The sequence below is a fragment of the Streptomyces sp. AM6-12 genome (assembly GCF_044327085.1).
In the GTDB taxonomy this organism is placed as follows: Bacteria; Actinomycetota; Actinomycetes; order Streptomycetales; family Streptomycetaceae; genus Streptomyces.
Genome location: NZ_JBIQWN010000001.1, coordinates 4,668,056 through 4,685,913, shown reverse-complemented (window position 1 = coordinate 4,685,913; position 17,858 = coordinate 4,668,056). Strand labels below are relative to the sequence as shown.

At 74.7% G+C, this 17,858-nt stretch carries 16 protein-coding genes and 1 tRNA gene; 10 read left to right on the top strand and 7 right to left on the bottom strand.

Features of this window, described 5'->3' with window-relative positions:
* The first annotated feature begins 53 nt into the window (after nt 1–53).
* The gene (locus ACE4Q9_RS21275) at nt 54–1,481 is read left to right on the top strand and encodes a GH1 family beta-glucosidase (RefSeq protein WP_397985805.1); all 1,428 of its coding nucleotides are present in this window, start codon (nt 54–56) and stop codon (nt 1,479–1,481) included.
* Between the two features lie 72 nt (nt 1,482–1,553).
* On the opposite strand, the gene ACE4Q9_RS21270 is transcribed toward ACE4Q9_RS21275, so the two are convergent.
* The 3 genes from ACE4Q9_RS21270 to ACE4Q9_RS21260 form a co-directional block, all read right to left on the bottom strand.
* On the bottom strand, nt 1,554–2,996 hold the full coding sequence (locus ACE4Q9_RS21270) for a cellulose binding domain-containing protein (protein WP_397985804.1): 1,443 nt from the start codon (nt 2,994–2,996) through the stop codon (nt 1,554–1,556).
* A 116-nt stretch (nt 2,997–3,112) separates the two neighbouring features.
* Entirely contained in the window at nt 3,113–4,516 is a 1,404-nt protein-coding gene (locus ACE4Q9_RS21265; RefSeq protein ID WP_397985803.1) for a sensor histidine kinase, read from the bottom strand.
* A complete protein-coding gene (locus tag ACE4Q9_RS21260) occupies nt 4,513–5,220 on the bottom strand; it encodes a response regulator transcription factor (protein ID WP_397985802.1) in 708 nt (235 codons plus the stop codon). Before ACE4Q9_RS21260 ends, ACE4Q9_RS21265 begins: the two co-directional genes overlap by 4 nt.
* A 120-nt stretch (nt 5,221–5,340) precedes the next feature.
* Between ACE4Q9_RS21260 and ACE4Q9_RS21255 the strand changes: the two genes are divergently transcribed.
* Entirely contained in the window at nt 5,341–5,856 is a 516-nt protein-coding gene (locus ACE4Q9_RS21255) for a hypothetical protein (RefSeq protein ID WP_397985801.1), read from the top strand.
* Nucleotides 5,857–5,884: 28 nt separating this feature from the next.
* Here ACE4Q9_RS21255 and ACE4Q9_RS21250 read toward each other — a convergent pair whose 3' ends face one another.
* A complete protein-coding gene (locus ACE4Q9_RS21250; protein ID WP_397985800.1) occupies nt 5,885–6,754 on the bottom strand; it encodes a spermidine synthase in 870 nt (289 codons plus the stop codon).
* Between the two features lie 55 nt (nt 6,755–6,809).
* The gene (locus ACE4Q9_RS21245) at nt 6,810–7,217 is read right to left on the bottom strand and encodes a hypothetical protein (protein ID WP_397985799.1); all 408 of its coding nucleotides are present in this window, start codon (nt 7,215–7,217) and stop codon (nt 6,810–6,812) included.
* Nucleotides 7,218–7,483: 266 nt separating this feature from the next.
* Between ACE4Q9_RS21245 and ACE4Q9_RS21240 the strand changes: the two genes are divergently transcribed.
* On the top strand, nt 7,484–8,959 hold the full coding sequence (locus ACE4Q9_RS21240) for a hypothetical protein (RefSeq protein WP_397985798.1): 1,476 nt from the start codon (nt 7,484–7,486) through the stop codon (nt 8,957–8,959).
* A gap of 250 nt (nt 8,960–9,209) precedes the next feature.
* On the opposite strand, the gene ACE4Q9_RS21235 is transcribed toward ACE4Q9_RS21240, so the two are convergent.
* Nucleotides 9,210–9,806: a histidine phosphatase family protein gene (locus tag ACE4Q9_RS21235; protein ID WP_397985797.1), complete on the bottom strand. Its 597-nt coding sequence runs from the start codon at nt 9,804–9,806 to the stop codon at nt 9,210–9,212.
* 238 nt (nt 9,807–10,044) lie between these two features.
* Here ACE4Q9_RS21235 and ACE4Q9_RS21230 point away from each other — a divergent pair, with 238 nt between their 5' ends.
* The 7 genes from ACE4Q9_RS21230 (at nt 10,045) to ACE4Q9_RS21200 (ending at nt 16,305) form a co-directional block, all read left to right on the top strand.
* Nucleotides 10,045–10,977 carry a phosphatase PAP2 family protein gene (locus ACE4Q9_RS21230; RefSeq protein ID WP_397985796.1) on the top strand — a complete coding sequence of 311 codons (933 nt, stop codon included), beginning with the start codon at nt 10,045–10,047 and terminating at the stop codon, nt 10,975–10,977.
* Nucleotides 10,874–12,070, top strand: a complete 1,197-nt coding sequence (locus ACE4Q9_RS21225; RefSeq protein WP_397985795.1) for a hypothetical protein — start codon at nt 10,874–10,876, stop codon at nt 12,068–12,070. The genes ACE4Q9_RS21230 and ACE4Q9_RS21225 overlap by 104 nt, the downstream gene beginning before the upstream one ends.
* Nucleotides 12,061–13,650 (top strand): hypothetical protein, encoded by a 1,590-nt coding sequence (locus tag ACE4Q9_RS21220; RefSeq protein WP_397985794.1) that lies wholly within the window; start codon nt 12,061–12,063, stop codon nt 13,648–13,650. Before ACE4Q9_RS21225 ends, ACE4Q9_RS21220 begins: the two co-directional genes overlap by 10 nt.
* Nucleotides 13,647–14,984, top strand: a complete 1,338-nt coding sequence (locus ACE4Q9_RS21215) for an AAA domain-containing protein (protein WP_397985793.1) — start codon at nt 13,647–13,649, stop codon at nt 14,982–14,984. The genes ACE4Q9_RS21220 and ACE4Q9_RS21215 overlap by 4 nt, the downstream gene beginning before the upstream one ends.
* A 197-nt stretch (nt 14,985–15,181) precedes the next feature.
* Nucleotides 15,182–15,550 carry a hypothetical protein gene (locus ACE4Q9_RS21210; RefSeq protein ID WP_397985792.1) on the top strand — a complete coding sequence of 123 codons (369 nt, stop codon included), beginning with the start codon at nt 15,182–15,184 and terminating at the stop codon, nt 15,548–15,550.
* A 148-nt stretch (nt 15,551–15,698) separates the two neighbouring features.
* A complete protein-coding gene (locus ACE4Q9_RS21205) occupies nt 15,699–16,241 on the top strand; it encodes a hypothetical protein (protein WP_397985791.1) in 543 nt (180 codons plus the stop codon).
* Nucleotides 16,232–16,305, top strand: a tRNA-Lys gene (locus tag ACE4Q9_RS21200). The genes ACE4Q9_RS21205 and ACE4Q9_RS21200 overlap by 10 nt, the downstream gene beginning before the upstream one ends.
* 141 nt (nt 16,306–16,446) lie before the next feature.
* Here ACE4Q9_RS21200 and ACE4Q9_RS21195 read toward each other — a convergent pair.
* Nucleotides 16,447–17,706 carry a M6 family metalloprotease domain-containing protein gene (locus ACE4Q9_RS21195; RefSeq protein ID WP_397985790.1) on the bottom strand — a complete coding sequence of 420 codons (1,260 nt, stop codon included), beginning with the start codon at nt 17,704–17,706 and terminating at the stop codon, nt 16,447–16,449.
* Nucleotides 17,707–17,858 lie beyond the last annotated feature (152 nt).

The following is a 17,858-nucleotide window of genomic DNA, read 5'->3' as shown; positions in this document are numbered from 1 at the left end:
CGCCCGGTGCGCCCACCACCTCCGGTCCCTCCAACTCTCATGGGAGCGCTTCCATGTCCGAACCCCTCACCCCCGTCACCTTCCCGACCGACTTCCTCTGGGGCTGTGCGACCTCGGCCTACCAGATCGAGGGAGCGGTGCGGGAGGGCGGCCGCACCCCCTCGATCTGGGACACGTTCAGCCATACGCCGGGCAGAACGGCGGGCGGTGACCACGGTGACATCGCCGTCGACCACTACCACCGCTACCGCGAGGACGTCGCGCTGATGGCCGGCCTCGGCCTGAACGCCTACCGGTTCTCCGTCTCCTGGTCGCGGGTGCAGCCGACCGGCCGGGGCCCCGCGGTCCAGGTGGGCCTGGACTTCTACCGCCGGCTCGTGGACGACCTGCTGGAGCACGGCATCCGGCCCGCCGTCACCCTCTACCACTGGGACCTGCCGCAGGAGCTGGAGGACGCGGGCGGTTGGCCGGAACGGGAGACCGCGCTGCGGTTCGCGGAGTACGCCCAGCTCGTCGGGGAGGCGCTGGGCGACCGGGTGGAGCAGTGGATCACCCTCAACGAGCCCTGGTGCAGCGCCTTCCTGGGCTACGGCTCCGGGGTGCACGCCCCCGGCCGTACCGACCCGGTGGCCGCGCTGCGCGCCGCGCACCACCTCAACCTCGGCCATGGCCTCGCCGCCTCGGCGCTGCGCTCGGTGATGCCGGCCCGCAACCAGATCGCGGTCAGCCTCAACTCCTCGGTGGTACGGCCGCTCACGCCGGACCCGGCCGACCTGGCGGCGGTGCGGCGCATCGACGACCTGGCCAACGGCGTCTTCCACGGACCGATGCTGCACGGGGCGTACCCCGCCACGCTGCTGGAGGCGACCGCCCAGGTCACCGACTGGTCGTTCGTGCGGGACGGCGATCTGGCCGCGGCCAGGGCGCCGCTGGACGCGCTGGGCCTGAACTACTACACCCCCGCGCTGGTCTCGGCCGCCCCCGGCGAGGTCGCGGGCCCGCGCGCGGACGGCCACGGCGCCAGCGAGCACTCCCCCTGGCCGGGCGCCGACGACGTGCTGTTCCACCAGACGCCGGGCGAGCGCACCGAGATGGGCTGGACCATCGACCCGAGCGGCCTGTACGAGCTGGTCATGCGCTATTCGCGGGAGGCGCCGGGGCTGCGGCTGTACATCACGGAGAACGGCGCGGCCTACGACGACAAGCCGGACGCCGAGGGCCGGGTGCACGACCCCGAGCGCATCGCGTATCTGCGCGCCCACCTCGCCGAGGTGGAGCGCGCCATCGCGGACGGGGCCGATGTGCGCGGCTACTACCTGTGGTCCCTGATGGACAACTTCGAGTGGGCGTACGGCTACGGCAAGCGGTTCGGCGCGGTGTACGTCGACTACACGACCCTGGAGCGCATCCCCAAGTCGAGCGCCCACTGGTACAGCCGGGCGGCCCGGACGGGCCAACTGCCACCGGTGGACGCGGCGTGAGCTGACCGCGGGGGCGGGGACGCGGCGGAGTGGCGCCGCGCCCCCGGCTCGTGTCCGTGGTCCTGCCGTGACTCACTTGAAGGCGGCGAACGCCTTCGAGAACGCCCACTTGTCCTGGGCGACGGAGCTGCACGTGGGGTCGGCGGAGGGCTTGGGGCCGCCGGGGCACTGCTGGTCGCGGGCGCCGGACCACATGGACAGTCCGCCGAGGCCCTTGGCGGTGGCGAAGCCCGCGAGCCGGGTGGCGTCGGCGACCGTGAAGGTCTCGGTGGAGACGTCGTTGACCCCGATCATCGGGGTGACGGCGACGGTCTTCCAGGCGGCCGCGTCGGAGAGCCCGAGCACGCTCTTGACCTGGGCCTGGGTGGCGGTCGCGGCCTGCTCGGCGTAGCCGCCCATGTCGCCGCTGTACGAGGAGCCGTAGTCCATCGCCATGATGTTGACGGTGCCGGTCCGCACGCCGTTCGCCTTGGCGTTGGACAGCAGGTTGACGCCGTCCTGGGTGAGGCCCTCGGGCATCACCGGGAGGGTGAAGGAGACGTCCAGGCCGGGGTGCTGGGCCTGGAGCTTGGCGATGGCCTGGGCGCGGCGGGTGTTGGCGGCCGTGTTCGGCAGCGCGCCGCCCTCCACGTCGAAGTCGACCTTGGTCAGCTTGAACGCGTCGATCACCTTGCCGTACGCCGCCGCGAGCGCGTCCGCGGAGGAGCAGGTGGTGGCCAGCTCGGAGCCGCTGGCGCCGCCGAAGGAGACCCGGACATCGCCGCCCTTGGCGCGCAGGGCGCCGATCTGCGCGGCCACGGCGTCGCTCGTGACATCGGTGACGCCGCCCCACTTGGGGGTGCAGCCGCCGCCATCGGTGATGAAGGCCAGGTTGTAGTTCTTCACCCCGGTGGCGTCGGCGGCGCCGAGGAGGTCGAAGGCCGGGTAGAGCGAGGTGTCCACGTAGGGGGCGAACCCGGCGGACGCGGTGGTGCCGGAACCGGTGCTCGTGGTGGGCGTGGGGGCGGGGCTGGTGGTCTTGGTGGGCGTGGGGGCCGGGGTGGGGGTCCCGGTCTCGGTGGGGCGGCCGCTCGGCTCGGGGGCCGGGCCGTCGTCGGTGGAGCAGGAGCTGTTGTCGATACGACAGCCCGTCGGGGCGCCGCTGCCCTCGACCACGAAGCCGACGGTCACCGACTTGCCGGGGGCGAGACCGGTGGTGTCCCAGCTCGCGGGGCGGACCGTGACATGGCTCCCGCTGACGCTGGAGGTGCCGTTCCACAGCGAGGACAGCCTCGCCCCGGCCGGCAGGTCGAACTCCAGGGTCCAGGTCTTCTCCTGCTGGCCGCTGGTGTTGGTGACGACGTACTGGCCGGTGTAGCCGGTGGACCAGTCGCTGGTCCGGGTGTAGGCGGCGTTCACCCCTGCCGCGTTCGCCGTGCCCGTGAACAGGAGCGCGGCGCCGCCGACCACGGCCGCGGCGATGAGGCCGCCTATCGCCTTGTTCCTGCCACTGATGCTGCGCCGGTGCGTGCTCATGCGCGTGCCTGCCTTCGTTCGTCACGGGTGTGGGGGTGTGGTGCGGCAGCACGCTAGCGAGCCGGAATCGGGCAAACCGCTTGATGCGGGCGGCCGCCCCGGTCCTTAGGCTTCGCTTAAGGAAGGGATCGGGGCCGGTTAAAGGTCGAGACCAGCCGGCGTGCCCCGCGCCGTCGCACGGCACCCCGGTGTCCCCGGCGCCGGGGGCCGCGCGGGTCCCGCTGGAAGCGGATGCGTATCTCGCTGCCGCCGAGCACCGAGGCGCCGATGCGGACGTCGCCGCCGGTGGACTCGGCGAGTCGGCGCACGATGTCGAGGCCGAGCCCGGTCGAGCCCGTGCTCCCCGAGCCCCGGCCGCGGGCCAGCGCCGCCTCGGGGTCGGGTATGCCGGGGCCCGCGTCGGAGACCAGCATGATCACCGCGTCCTCGCCCTGGTGCACGTCCACCGCGAAGGCGGTGCCCTCCGGGGTGTGCCGGAAGACATTGCCGAGCAGGGCGTCGAGCGCGGCGGCCAGGTCGGTGCGGGCCACGGGTATCCGCACCGCGCGGTCCACCCCGGCCACCCGCCAGGCGCGTCCCTCGTCCTCGGCGAGCGCGGACCAGAACTCCATCCGCTCGCCCACCACTTCGGCCGCGTCGCACCCGGCGCCGGGACCGGGCGCGGCCGTCTGGGGCTTGGCCTCCCGTGCCGTGCGGATGATGGTGTCCACCTCCCGCTCCAGCTGGGTGACGGCCGCGCGGGTCTGCTCGGCGGCCGGTCCGGCGCCCAGTGAGGCGGCGTTCAGCCGCAGGACGGTGAGCGGGGTGCGCAGCCGGTGGGAGAGGTCGGCGGCCAGCTCCCGCTCGCTCGCGAGGAGCCGGACGACCTGGTCGGCCATGGAGTTGAACGCGACGGCCGCGAGCCGCAGTTCGGTCGGGCCCTCCTCCGGCACCCGCGCGCCCAGCTCGCCCTCGCCCAGTTCCCGCGCGCCCTCGACCAGCCGGCGCGCGGGCCGCACCATGCGCACCCCGAGCCGGTCGGCGACGGCGACCGAGCCGACGATCAGCGCGAGGCCGACCCCGGCCAGCACGGCCCAGGCGGTGCCGACGCCGTGGGTCACCTCGGACTCCGGGACGTATACCTCGACGACGGCGATCGCGCCGGAACCGAGCGCCACCGGCTGGAGCAGGGCGAAGCCGCCGGTGACGGTGGCGGTGGAGGCCCGGCCGAGGCGTCGTACCGCCCGGATGTCGTGGCCGGTGGTGTGGGTGGCGCCTATGTCGAGGGCGGCGCGGGTGCCCTCGGCGGGCAGGTGGACGGCCAGGTGGGAGCCGGCGCCGGCGGCGGCCACCACGCGCTCCAGTTCGTCCCGGTCGGTGGTGATGGACAGCGCGGGCGCCACGGCGGCGGCCTCCCGCTCGGCGCCCGCGAAGGCACGGTCGCGGGCCATCTCCCGGACCACCAGGCCGAGCGGCACGGCGAAGGCGACGACGACCATGGTGGTGACCGCCAGGCAGACCTTGACCAGGGCCCACCTCATCGCGGCGGCTCCACGTCCGCCGGGGGTTCCAGCTTCACGCCGACGCCGCGGAGCGTGTGCAGATAGCGCGGCCGGGCCGCCGTCTCCCCCAGTTTCCGGCGCAGCCAGGACAGATGGACGTCGATGGTCTGGTCGTCGCCGTACGACTGCTGCCAGACCTCGGCGAGCAGTTCTCTGCGCGGGACGACGACGCCGGGGCGTCCGGCGAGGAAGGCGAGCAGGTCGAACTCGCGGCGGGTGAGGTCGAGCCGGGTGCCGTCCAGCTCGGCCTGGCGGCGCAGCGGGTCCACGGTCAGGCCGCCGACCCGCAGCACGCTGGAGGGCGGGTCCTCGCCGCCGGTGGCGCGGGCGCGGCGCAGCACCGCGGAGATCCGGGCGCACAGGTGGCCGACGGAGAACGGCTTGGTCAGGTAGTCGTCCGCGCCCGCGTTCAACAGCCGGACTATCTCCGCCTCGTCGTCGCGCGCGGTGGCGATGATGACGGGCACGTCGGTGATGCCGCGCAGCATCTTCAGGGCCTCGGAGCCGTCCAGGTCGGGCAGCCCGAGGTCCAGGACGACCACGTCGAAACGGTGGTGGGCGACCTCGCGCAGCGCCTCCAGCGCGGTGCCGACGGAGCGCACGGTGTGCGAGGCGTCGGTCAACTGCCGGATGAGCGCGGAGCGTACGAACTGGTCGTCCTCGACCACGAGCAGACTTGCCATGCGCCGCACCGTACGCCATGCGCGGGAAGCCGGTGCGGGCCTGTGGACAACTCCCCGGCTGTGGACAACCGGCACCGGCCGGTGGGGTCCGCGCGAGCGGTTGGGGCAGGATGGACCGCGATGCGCAGAGGACTCGTACACGTACTGGCCTGGCTGCTCGCGACGGGCGCGGCGGTCACGCTGTCGTGGTGGGGCGTGCACACGGTGATGGCCGGGACGGCGCCCGCCCCGCCGCGCGCGCTGCCGGTCGGGCCGGCGCCCGCCCCGACGACGATGGCGACGTCGGCCACGGCTCCTGGCCCGCGGCCGTCCCGGTCGCACTCCGCGCCCCCGCCGCCGTCCCGCTCCGCCGAGGCGACCGTCCACCGCTCGCCGGGCCCCCGCTCCGGGCCCGCTCCCTCCTCCACCGCCTCCGGGAAGGTCAGGGCGTACGACACCGACGGCGGCCGTGCGGTGTTCGAGCTGGGCGCGGCCGATGCGACGCTCGTCTCGGCGACGCCGGGGGCCGGCTGGTCGATGCAGGTGTGGAAGACGCAGACGTGGATCCGGGTGGAGTTCAGCCGGGGCACGGACCGGGTGTCGGTGTTCTGCGCCTGGCACGACGGCCCGCCGCACGTGGACATCGGCACCTACTGAGGCGGCCGGCCGGGGCTCAGCGGAACGCTCAGCGGAACACGGAGGGCGGCGGCGCCGGGGAGTCCACGGCCGCCGCGTCCGTGACGGGCGGCGCGCCGCCGGTGAAGTCGGTGAGCGGGCGGCCGTGTTCGACGCGTGCGGTGTGCGGGTCGGAGGCGGCGCGCCGAGTGAGTTCGGCGAGCGGCAGTGGCAGGTCGGCGGCGACCAGGACCGCGTTGCCGAAGCGTTTGCCGCGCAGCACGGCCGGGTCGGCGATCAGCGCGAGTTCGCCGAACCGGGCGGCGGCGGTGGCGATCTGGCCGCGCAGATGGGCGAGCGGCGGGCCGTCGGCGAGGTTGGCGGCGTAGATCCCGGAGGGTTTCAGGGCGCGGCGGACCTCGTCCAGGAACTCGGTGGAGGTGAGGTGGGCGGGCGTGCGGGCGCCGCTGAAGACATCGGCGATGATCAGATCGGCCCAGCCGTCGGGCACCTTGGCGAGACCCGCACGGGCGTCCGCCGAGCGCACCCGGATCCGGGCGCCGGGGTCCAGCGGCAGCTCCCGGCGGACCAGTTGCACCAGACGCGCGTCGCGCTCCACGACCTGCTGGGTGGAGCGGGGCCGGGTGGCGGCGACGTAGCGGGCGAGGGTGAACGCGCCGCCGCCCAGGTGGACGGCGTGCACCGGCTTGCCGGGCGGGGCGGCGAGGTCGATGACATGGCCGAGGCGGCGCTGGTACTCGAAGGAGAGGTACGCCGGGTCGTCCAGGTCGACGTGTGACTGGGGCGCCCCGTCGATCAGCAGCGTCCAGGCCCGGCTCCGGTCCGGGTCGGGGACGAGCCGCGCGAGACCGCCGTCGACGGCTTCCTCGACGGCGGTGGCGGCGGCCGCTGCGCGCCGCGGGTTCCTGGACCTGCCCATTTGGCCATTTTCGCAGGTCCCCGCGGGAGCTTCGCAGGTCCCCGCGGTAGACGTGTCAGCGGCAGTTGTCGGCGGCCTCGATCAGACGCGCCGCCTCCCCGAGGGCCTCGCGCAGCACGACCGGGTCGGTGGCGAGGTCGGCGTCGTCGCCGGGGGGCAGGAGCCAGTCGGCGCCCGCGACCGGGGGCTCCGGGGCGAGCCGCAGCCCGCGCCCGTTGGTCTGGGTGCAGGTGCTGCCCGGCACGTCCCAGCCGGCCGCGGTGCCGGCGGGCACCAGGAAGCCGAGGGTGTCGCGGTCGTCGTCGTGCAGCACCGGTCCGACCGCGTCCGCGGCACCGCGCCGGAGGATGTCGACCGCTTCGAGGCCCTGCCGGGCCGGTACGGTCACCAGGTCGCACACCGTGTCGCCCGAGCCGGGCGACAGCGGCGGGGTACACGGTTTCTTGCTCTGGCTGGTCTCCATGCCCGCCTCCACCACACAGCACTGTCGCGGTCAACATGTTCAACGCGCCAACCTGTCAACGGCTACGGCACAAGTGCGCCGCAAAGGATGGCACTTCATGGCAGTTCGCGGATGAGATATCCGCTTTTGTGGCCAAACCCAGCGTGGCGGGACCCTCACAGCCGGTACGTTCTTGCTCGCCGGAACCAGGGCACCACTCGGGCGCCATGTCCCGAACCCGCCCCGGCACCGGCATGGTTCGACGGTTCGCACGAGAGGACCCGGCCATGGCGTCGTCTACCGTGACCTCGTCACAGCCCGAACGGCCACCCCGGCCGAACCTCGCCTTCCGGCGGCTGCGCGGCCGGCGCTCACCGGCCGAGTTCGCGGCGCTGGTGCGGCGGGCCGCGCGGGAGATCGGTGAGCGGGTGAGCTGTGACGCGCGCTATGTCGGGCGGGTGGAGGCGGGTGAGATCCGCTGCCCGAACTACGCCTACGAGCGGGTGTTCCTGCACATGTTCCCCGGTCGTACGCTCGCCGACCTCGGCTTCGCGCCCCGCTCGTCCGTCCGCGGCCGCGCGGCGCGTACGGCCACGCCGTCTCCCGTCGTGCGGGAGGCCGCCGCCGTGGCGGGCGGCGACGCGTTCGAGCCGCCGGACCAGCACGACCCGTATGACCCGCACGAGGCGTACGGCCCTGAGGGGCCGTACCCGTACGACCATCCGAACCACGAGGAGAGCGACGTGCTGCGTCGCGCATTCATGACCGGCGGGGGCGCCACCGTGGCCGCCGCCGCGCTGGGCCCCCTGCGGCTCACCCCGGACGCCGTGCCCGCGCCCCGCCGCTCGCGCCGGCCCGGCAGCACCGAGGCGACGGCCCTGGAGGAGGCGGTCCGCCGGATCCGGCTGCTGGACGACCGGCACGGCGCGGACGGCCTCTATCGGCGCGCGGCGGCTCCCCTGCGCGCGGCGTACGCGCTGCTGGACGCCGGCGCGACCCGGCAGGCCACCGTCGAGCGGCTGCACACGGGCGCGGGTGAACTCGCCATCTCCGTGGGCTGGCTGGCGCACGACTCCGGCCGTTTCGACGACGCGCGCTCGCACTACGCGGAGGCGCTGGCCACGGCCCGGATGACCGGGGACGAGGGGCTGGAGGCGCACGCCTTCTGCAACACCGCGTTCCTCGCGCGGGACGCGGGCCGGCCGCGGGAGGCGGTGCGCGCCGCGCAGGCCGCGCAGCGGGCGGCCCGGTCGCTCGGTTCCGACCGGCTGAACTCGCTGCTGGCGCTGCGGGAGGCGGGCGGCTGGGCGGGGCTGGCCGACCGCACCGGCTGCGCGCGGGCGCTCGCACGGGCGCAGGCGCTGTTCGCGCGGGGGCGCTCCGAGGCGGACCCCGAGTGGATGAGCTTCTACGGCGAGGCCGAGCTGGAGGGGCTGGAGGCGCAGTGCTGGTCCATGCTGGGCGACTGGCCGCGGGCGTCCCGGCACGCCCGGCGGGCGGCGGACCTCCAGGACCCCCATTTCACCCGGAACATCGCCCTGTACACGGCGGAACTCGCGGACGACCTCGCGCGCGAGGGCCGGCCGGACGAGGCGGCGGAGGCGGGGATGCGGGTGCTGTCGCTCCTGGACCAGGTGCAGTCGTCGCGCATCCAGACGATGCTGGCGGGCACCGCGCGGGTGCTGCTGCCGCACCGGCGGGCGGCGGGGGTCTCGGACTTCCTCGACCGGCACAAGGCGTATCCGAGGGTGGCGGGAGCGTGACGGGGGGGCCGGGGGGCGACGGAAGCGGCCGGGGGCTGATGGAAGCGGCAGGGACTGGTGGACGAGGCGGGGGGCTGCCGTCGTCGGCCCGCGGGCTGTGAGCGGCCTGTCGCGCCCACGCGCCGGATCCGTGGGTCGGACCCTGCCCGCGGCGGAGCCGTAGATCGCCCCGGCCCGCAGCGAGCCGTAGATCGGCGCCGGCTCGCAGCGGAGCCGTGGATCGCGCCCGGCCCCCCGGAGGCGTTGGCTCCTAGCCCGCCAAGTGACCCACGTCGTTCCAGCTCTCCAGTGCCGGTTCGCCGTACGCCCAGCCCAGGATCGACAGGGACGTAGGGTTCAGGCGGATACGGGCGCCGAAGTCCAGCGGGAAGCCCAGCCAGCGCGCGGCCAGGGAGCGCAGGATGTGGCCGTGGGCGAAGAGGAGGACGTCCCGGTCGGCGGAGCGGGCCCAGGTGACGACCTCGTCCGCGCGGGCGGTGACCTCCGCGACGCTCTCCCCTTCGGGGACGCCGTCGCGCCAGATCAGCCAGCCGGGGCGGACGGCCTGGATCTCCGCCGGAGTCAGGCCCTCGTACGCGCCGTAGTCCCACTCCATCAGCGCGTCCCAGGTCTCGGCCCGCTCCCCGAACCCGGCCAGCGCGCAGGTCTCCGCGGCGCGCACGAGCGGGCTGGTGCGCACCGCCACACCGGGCAGCCCGTCCAGCGGCGCCCGGTGCAGGCGTTCGCCGAGCAGCTTCGCGCCGTGCCGGCCCTCCTCCAGGAGCGGCACATCGGTCCTGCCGGTGTGCTTGCCGGACAGCGACCATGCCGTCTGTCCGTGCCGGGCCAGCAGGATGCGCGGTGCCATGGGGGACCTTTCCGGGAGACGGACGCCCAGAAGACGCCACAGGAACAACGAGAGTCGGCCCCTCCATCATCGCTCACCCGTGTGGGGCAACCCCGCGCCCGGTCCCGGCGTCTTTGTGGGCCGGGGCCGCCCACCGCCGGGCGAGCTCCGGAGCACCCGCGTGGGCCGCGGAAGGACACCGTAAAGTGGCACGGTCGCCCGCCGGGTGGCCGTACCGCAGAAGGGGGAGGGCGATCGGATGCCGCAGACCGAGACACCGGGCACCGAGGTGGCGCCCCGCACCCGGTTGCGCTGGTGGACCGAGCTGCCGCTGCTCGTCCTGGTCTACGGCTGCTACTCGGCCGGCCGCCTCCTGGTGCGCGGCGACGTCGACGACGCCGTGGACCACGGCCTGGCCCTGCTGCGCGCCGAGAAGCTGCTCCACCTGAACGCCGAGCACCCCCTCAACCGCCTGTTCACCCGCGAGCCCTGGCTGGGGATACCCGCGGACTTCTGGTACGCCTCGCTGCACTACCTGGTCACGCCCGCGATCCTCGTCTGGCTGTTCCGCAACCGCGCCGAGCACTACCGGCGGGCCCGCGCCTGGCTGATGACGTCCACGTTCATCGGACTGATCGGCTTCACCCTGGTGCCGACCTGCCCGCCCCGGCTGCTCGCCGCCGACCAGGGCTTCGTGGACACCATGGCCCACTACAGCGCGTACGGCTGGTGGGGCGGCGACGCCAGCGCCCCGCGCGGCCTGGGCGGCATGACCAACCAGTACGCGGCGATGCCGAGCCTGCACGTCGGCTGGGCGCTGTGGTGCGGGCTGATGCTGTGGCGGCACGGCGGCAACCGGCTCACCAAGGTCCTGGGCGTGCTCTATCCGCTGGGCACCGCGCTGGTCGTCATGGGCACCGCCAACCACTACCTGCTGGACGCGCTCGCCGGCGTCGCCGTGATGGGCGTGGGCCACCTGCTCGCGCCGCGCGTACTGCGGGCCGTCGACCTGGTCCGCGCCCGCCTGTTCAAGGGCTCCGCGGCCGGAAGTTCCCCGATTGTCAGTGGCGGATGCCAGACTTCCGCGGGTGAGCGAATTCCACGGCAGCGCGAGTCGCGGCCCGGCGCCGGAGCCGAGCCGGACCCCTCCCCCACGGACGCGGGCGACGGGGCTCCGGCACCGGCTCGCTGAGCTGCGCGGCCCCGGCGTACCGGCGAAGGCCCTGGACGCCCGCGCCCTCGCGGCGCTGGCCGCCAACCCCGGCTGCCGCAGACGGGCGATCCTGGACGGCGCCGGAGTGGACAAGGCCAGGCTGGCGAGCGCGCTCGGGGCGCCCTCCGGCTTCGGCCAGTCGCAGTTCGCGCTGACCCGCGGCAACGCGTTCGAGGCGAAGGTGAAGGCCGACGGCGGCGCCGAGCTGCTGCGCCTCGCGCACACCCGCCTCGACCCGGCCGCCGAGCCGCCCGGGTGCGCCGCGGTGCCCGACCTGACCGCCCAGGGCCCCGAGGGCCGTACGGCGCGTACGGCGCTCGCGCTGCGCGAGGCCACCCGCGCGGGCGGCTGGACACTGCTGGACCACCCGATGCTCGCCTTGGACGTGGCGGGCTCGCTCGCGTTCCTGGAGCCGGACGCGGTGGTGGTGCACCCGGACGGCAGCTGGTCCGTGGTGGAGATCAAGTCCTTCCCGGTGCTGGACGGTTCCGCGGACCCGGCGAAGGTGGGCGCCGCCGCCCGGCAGGCCGCGGTGTACGTGCTCGCCCTGGAGGACGTGGCCGCCCGGCTCGACCCCGCCCCGCGGGTGCGCTACCAGGTGCTGCTGGTGTGCCCGAAGGACTTCTCGAACCTGCCGGCCGGCTCCGCCGTGGACGTGCGCAAGCAGCGGGCGGTCACCGCGCGGCAGCTCGCCCGGCTCACCCGGATCGAGGAGATCGCCGGCTCCCTGCCCGAGGGCACCTGCTTCGCGCCCGACCGGGACCCCGAGGAGCTGACGGCCGCGGTGGCGGCGGTCCCGGCGACGTACGCGCCCGAGTGCCTGTCCGCCTGCGAACTGGCCTTCCACTGCCGCGAGCGGGCCCGCGCGGCCGGCGCGGTCACCCCGCTCGGCCGGCCGCTGCGTGCCGAACTGGGCGGCCTGACCACGGTCGGGGACGTCCTCGCGGCGGCCCACGGCGAGCTGGGCGACCCGGACGACCCGGCGGTCGCGGCCCTGCGCCGGGCGGCGGCCCTGCGCGCCGAGGCGCTCCAGGAGGCCCGGAACCGGGAGGTGGCAGCCGTATGTCGCTGATCGACACCCTCGCCCGCCTGGAGGCCGTCGGCAGCGGGCGGGCCCAGGCCGCCGCGACCGTGCGGCACCGGCATCTGTCCGGCCGTCCGCTGGTGTTCGTGCCGCTCACCACCGCGGGCGAGGCCGGCGCCCCGCTCGGCGCGCTGGTCGGCACCGACCGGGACGCGCCCCGGCTGCTGGTCGTACCGCAGCCCCGCGACCGCGAGCTGCGGTTCGCGTTCCTCGCCGAACTGGCCGATGTGGTCCTGCCGTACATCGACTCCTACGCCACCGAGGTGGAGGCCGCCGAGCGCACCGAGACCGACCCGGAGACCGGCAAGCGGGTCAAGGTGGAGACGGAGCTGTGCGCGGACGCGCCCCAGCTGATCGTGCCGAGCCGCGCCGGCCTGGAGTTCGTACGGCTGCTCGGCCGCTCCATGCGCTTTCGCCGCACCGCGGAACAGGACCCGGAGGCCCCCTATCCGGCGCCGCCGCGGGTGCCGCTGCTCGGGCGCTGGCTCACCCACTACGGGGAGCGGGCCCGCGTCCCCGGCTCCGCGCTGCTGCTCGCCCTCACCGATGTGCTCTCCCGGCACTGGGCGACCGGCCAGTCGGGCCTGGAGGACCAGCACCTCGGGGCGCTGCTGGCGTGGATCGACCCCCCGGAGGGGATGAGCGGCGCCGAGGCAGCGCGGGCGGCGGAGCTGGCGCGCGACGAGGCCGGGCAGCTGCGGTGCCCGCCGGCCGGTCCCGCCACCGACCCGGCGTTCGACAACAAGCTGCTGGCCCCGGCGATCGGGCGGTACGACCGGGCGCGCACCGCCCTCGCCGCCGCCGAGGACCCGCTGGAGGCCGACGACCGGCTGGCCGCGCTCACCCGCGCCGAGCGGGAGATCCGCGAGCTGATCGAGGGCCAGACCCGGCCCACCTGGGAGGCGGTGTGGCGGGGCCTGGACCTGCTGCGGGCGCTGCCGGAAGGCGGGCATGCCGGGGAGCGCTGGGTGCGGGACCGCTGGTCGTTCACCGGGCACCGGGACCGGGTGCTCGCCGGGGAGCCCCCGCAGCCGCGCCGGGACGACGCGGTGACGGCGGCGAACAAACTGGCCGCCCGCGAGCGGGAGCAGGCCCGGCTGGAGGCGCAGGAGGCGCTGGACGATCCGCTGGTGATGGCGGGGCGGCGGCTGGCCGGGGAGGCGTTCGCGGGCGAGGTCACCGAGGTCGTCATGGCGTACAGCGAGGGCAAGCGGCCGAGCCCGCGCCCGCTGGTGACGGTCCGCACCGACGACCGGCCGCAGCTCGCGGAGCGCGTCAGGGTGTACCGGTCGCTGGGCGGCCGGCCGCAGTCGGCGGAGTTCGTGGAGCGGGCGGCCGAGGACGCGGTCGTACTGCGCGTCCTCGACAAGATGGGGCGCGGCAGGGAGCCGGAGCCGGGCTCGGTGCCGGAGAAGGGCGAGCGGGTCTGCTTCACCCTCTTCGAGCACGAGCAGCGCGGCGGGGCGAAGCTGCCCGACCCGGAACAGACGCCGTGGACGCACGGCGGGCCGCCCGGCGAGGCCGTGGCGGAGGCCGCCGATCCGATCACCGAGGAGGACGTGCTGTGACGACCGTCGAGGCGGACCCCGGAGCCGCCGCCGCGCGCGCCACGGACGCGATCCTCCACGACACGCTGCACGGCACCGAGCGGGGCGTGGTGGTCGACTCGCCGCCCGGCGCGGGCAAATCCACGCTGGTGGTGCGGGCGGCACTCGAACTCGCGGACGCGGGGCGCCCGCTGATGGTGGTGGCGCAGACCAACGCGCAGGTGGACGACCTGGTGCTGCGCCTCGCCGGGAAGAACCCGGAGCTGCCGGTGGGGCGGCTGCACAGCAGCGACGCGGAGGCGTACGACAAGGCGCTGGACGACTTGCCCCAGGTGCGTACGTCGGCGAAGGCGGCCGATCTCGCCGGGCTGCCGGTGGTGCTGTCCACGGCCGCGAAGTGGGCGCATGTGACGGTGGACGAGCCCTGGCGGCACGCGATCGTGGACGAGGCGTACCAGATGCGCTCGGACTCCCTGCTCGCGGTCGCCGGCCTGTTCGAGCGGGCACTGTTCGTGGGCGACCCCGGCCAGCTGGACCCGTTCGCGATCGTCGGCAGCGAGCAGTGGGCGGGGCTGTCGTACGACCCCTCGGCCTCCGCCGTCACCACGCTGCTGGCCCACAACCCCCGGCTGCCGCAGCACCGGCTGCCGGTCTCCTGGCGGCTGCCGGCCTCCGCGGCGCCCCTGGTCTCGGACGCGTTCTACCCGTACACCCCGTTCCGCAGCGGCACCGGGCCCGGTGACCGCCGGCTCGGCTTCGCGGTGCCCTCCGACGGCTCGGGCCCGGACCGGGTGATCGACGAGGCGGCCGCCTCCGGCTGGGGCCTGCTGGAGCTGCCCGCCCGGCACACCCCGCGCACCGACCCGGAGGCGGTGCGGGCGGTGGCGGCGGTGGTCCGGCGCCTGCTGGACCGGGGCGGCGCGGCGCTCTCCGAGGGCTCGCCCGACCCGGCGCCGCTGACCGCCGCCCGGATCGCCGTCGGCACCGCCCACCGCGACCAGGCGGCCGCGGTGCGCTCCGCGCTGACGGCCCTGGGCGTGCCAGACGTGACGGTCGACACCGCGAACCGGCTCCAGGGCCGCGAGTACGACGTCACGGTCGTCCTGCACCCGCTCTCCGGCCGCCCCGACGCCACCGCCTTCCACCTGGAGACCGGCCGCCTGTGCGTCCTCGCCTCCCGGCACCGCCACGCCTGCATCGTGGTCTGCCGCGAGGGCGTGACCGGCCTCCTGGACGACTACCCCTCCACCGAACCGGTCCCCCTGGGCGCCCTGGTCAAGTTCCCCGACGGCTGGGAGGCGAACCACGCGGTACTGGCGCATCTGGCGGAACACCGGGTGCGCTGGCGACCGTGAGCATCCCTCCGGGGGCCGTGACAGCCGACGGCACCGCAACCCCCAGGGGCGCGGGGAACCGCGCGACCCGCCACAACGGACCCGCGGAAGGCGGCGGCACGCGCGGCAGCGCCCTTGCGCGCACGCGGGACAATGGACGGTGGCCCGGCAGACCCGCCGGGTCCGGCAGCAGAGCCGTACGAGGAGGAGATGAAGACATGGCGGAGCCCACGCCGCGTCGGAACGAACCGCGGCTACGCCCCGCGCCCCTGATCTTCGAGCCCGTGGAAGCGGCCGCCGATCCCGAGCACTTCTTCCAGCTGGAGTCCATCGAGGATCCGCGGGCGCTGCTGTCCCGCGCGACGGAGCTGACCCAGGCGTTCCGCGCGGCCGCCGACCGTGCCGTGGAATTCCAGGCCATCGCCGCGGCCCAGCTCGCCGACCCGCGCCGGTTCGACCGGCTGACCACCGCTGACATCGCCGAGCGCGCGGAGTGGACCGAGGACTATGCCAAGCGCATGGTCGAGTTCGGCCGGGACCTGATGCGCGGGAACAGCGAGGGCCGGACCACCGCCGATCCCGTGTGACCCCGCGCGCGATCCGCCGTGTGATAAGCCGACGTGATCCTCGTCTGGCATATGCCAGGCGGGCAAGATACTCCTCTCCCCCGCCGCCTGTCCCGGTTTTTCGCAACTCAGCAGAACCGGTTGCTCACCGCCGGTAGATCTGTACGGCATGAGCGGTACACCGAACGTCACCCGCGTCACCTCCGACGGCGCCGCCTGGCTCGCCTCGGCCGGGACCTACCCGCGGCGGGCGCCCGCCCCGGCCGTCCTGCCCTGCGGCACCGTCTTCGACGTGGTGAGCGCCCCGGCCGTCTTCGGCCGCCGGATGCTCGACCGGCTCTGGGACGACGGCCCCGGCTCGGGCCCGGTCGCGATGTCCCGTGGCCGGATGCTGCTGTTCTGCGCCCCCGGCACCGCCCACCGGCTGCCCTCGCTGCTGGCCTGGGAGGAGTGGGGCTCGCACCGGGCCGCCGCCGTGCCGCCCCTGCTCTGCCACGGCACGGGCGACGCGGTGACCGTCCCGGCACCCGACGTCGACGCCTCGGCCGACCCCCGCTGGCTGGTCGCCCCGGACGCGCGTCACCCCTGGCTGCCGGGCCCGGAGGTGCTGCTGTGGGCGGCGGTGCGGGCGGCCAGGGCGGCGGTGCGGATATCGATTTTTCCTCCCGCCGACCAGGATGCTAAGGTCTACGACGTCAGCAGGCGCCGCTAGCTCAGTTGGTTAGAGCAGCTGACTCTTAATCAGCGGGTCCGGGGTTCGAGTCCCTGGCGGCGCACGCGATGGCGATGGCGAGTTCTGACCAGAAAAACACGGTCAGAACTCGCCATCGCTGTTTTCGCGTGGCTCCGCCGCGCGACGCCAGGGTTCCGCCACCCACGCTCCCGTCAGGTCGGCCCGATGGACGCCGGCCGGGAGGTCAGCCCCTGATCCTCTGCGTGATCTGCACCGTCCACGCCCCCGAAGCCGTCCGGTCCTCCACCTCGACCTTCACGCCCTGCCCCGGCACGGTGAAGCTCTCGCCCAGGGCCACGGGGGCGTCGGCCAGCGGCGGGTAGACGGAGTCGTCGGGACAGGCCGAGGTGTGCGGGTGGGCGTCGACGACCTCGATGGGGCCGCCGCCGGATTCCGCGCCGCTGCGCACCCGGTAGACGAGGATGCCCTCGCGGCAGGTGGCGCGGTCGTTGCCGGCGGCGGTGCGGGCCTCGAAGGCGAGGGCGCTGTCGGCCCCGGTGCGCACCACGGCCAGCTTCACCCCGCCGCCGAGCCCGAACGCGGGCGCCCCGCCGGTGCCCTGCACCGGGATGCCGGGCCCCGCGGCGAGGGGTTCCAGGGTGATCCGGGTCGGCCCGGTGCCGCGTACGCACATCACCTGGCGCGGGTCCAGCCACCCGAGCCGCCACTTGTGCCAGGCGAAAAGATCCGGTGAGAGCCCGAACTGGCTGCCCATCAGGTCCCAGTCGCCGACGTACGTGTCCCAGTCGCCCTTGCCGTCGGCCGGGCGGTGGTAGAGGTCGGGCAGATCGAAGACATGGCCGGTCTCATGGGCGAGAACCAGCCGGTCCGGCGGATGCTTCTCGAACACCGTGACGACCCGCCGTACATCCGTGCCGTCCACATGCAGGGGGGTGTCGAGGTTGACGACCTTGGTGGCGTCGGAGTCCACACCGGGCGCGTCCGGGTCGGCTACCAGGTACACCACCTGGTAGCGGGAGAAGTCGACAACTTTGTCGGCCACTTTGAAGGCGTCGTTCAGATAGGCGGCCCGGTCCTCGGCGGCCCAGTCCCGCCGCATGGCGTACGCCGTCGACGGGCGGGGCATACGCAGCCAGTGCGTCAGCGGATGCGGCCGCAGGGTGAACCTGCCGTAGGAAGCCTGCTCGAAGTAGCGGCTGGTCTCCGGGAAGTGGTCGGCGGTCAGTTCCGCCGGGGTGGTGCGCGGGGTGCCGTCCGGGAAGGACAGGAAGACCATCACCGCGTCCAGCGTCCGGGTGGGGCGGGCGTAGTCGGAGTCCCAGGTGTCGACGCCCTCGGAGTGGTGGGCCTCGGTGCGGTGCAGGGCACAGGGGGCGGTGGAGAAGGGCTCGGCGACCGACGGGCCGGTGAAGATCGAGGTCGCGGCCACCGCCGACAACGTGGTGCACACGGCGGCGGTGCTGCGCAGCAGGGGCACGGACATGACCTCCGGACGCGGTTCGACAGACCCGCACCCAGGTTGCTCGGTTTCACCACTCGATGCCCTGTTTGTCTGCACCAGAAGGGTGAGCGCTCCCCATTTGGGCGCCTGGCGCACTACGGCGCTCGTCAGCCCCGATTCACTCACGGAACGTC

Coding starts and splice junctions, on each gene's coding strand:
- ACE4Q9_RS21255 (WP_397985801.1), top strand. CDS start 5,341: ATGCGCAGAGGACTCGTACACGTACTGGCCTGGCTGCTCGCGACGGGC.
- ACE4Q9_RS21245 (WP_397985799.1), bottom strand. CDS start 7,217: ATGGAGACCAGCCAGAGCAAGAAACCGTGTACCCCGCCGCTGTCGCCC.
- ACE4Q9_RS21235 (WP_397985797.1), bottom strand. CDS start 9,806: ATGGCACCGCGCATCCTGCTGGCCCGGCACGGACAGACGGCATGGTCG.
- ACE4Q9_RS21270 (WP_397985804.1), bottom strand. CDS start 2,996: ATGAGCACGCACCGGCGCAGCATCAGTGGCAGGAACAAGGCGATAGGC.
- ACE4Q9_RS21265 (WP_397985803.1), bottom strand. CDS start 4,516: ATGAGGTGGGCCCTGGTCAAGGTCTGCCTGGCGGTCACCACCATGGTC.
- ACE4Q9_RS21195 (WP_397985790.1), bottom strand. CDS start 17,706: ATGTCCGTGCCCCTGCTGCGCAGCACCGCCGCCGTGTGCACCACGTTG.
- ACE4Q9_RS21205 (WP_397985791.1), top strand. CDS start 15,699: ATGAGCGGTACACCGAACGTCACCCGCGTCACCTCCGACGGCGCCGCC.
- ACE4Q9_RS21240 (WP_397985798.1), top strand. CDS start 7,484: ATGGCGTCGTCTACCGTGACCTCGTCACAGCCCGAACGGCCACCCCGG.
- ACE4Q9_RS21230 (WP_397985796.1), top strand. CDS start 10,045: ATGCCGCAGACCGAGACACCGGGCACCGAGGTGGCGCCCCGCACCCGG.
- ACE4Q9_RS21250 (WP_397985800.1), bottom strand. CDS start 6,754: ATGGGCAGGTCCAGGAACCCGCGGCGCGCAGCGGCCGCCGCCACCGCC.
- ACE4Q9_RS21220 (WP_397985794.1), top strand. CDS start 12,061: ATGTCGCTGATCGACACCCTCGCCCGCCTGGAGGCCGTCGGCAGCGGG.
- ACE4Q9_RS21260 (WP_397985802.1), bottom strand. CDS start 5,220: ATGGCAAGTCTGCTCGTGGTCGAGGACGACCAGTTCGTACGCTCCGCG.
- ACE4Q9_RS21275 (WP_397985805.1), top strand. CDS start 54: ATGTCCGAACCCCTCACCCCCGTCACCTTCCCGACCGACTTCCTCTGG.
- ACE4Q9_RS21210 (WP_397985792.1), top strand. CDS start 15,182: ATGGCGGAGCCCACGCCGCGTCGGAACGAACCGCGGCTACGCCCCGCG.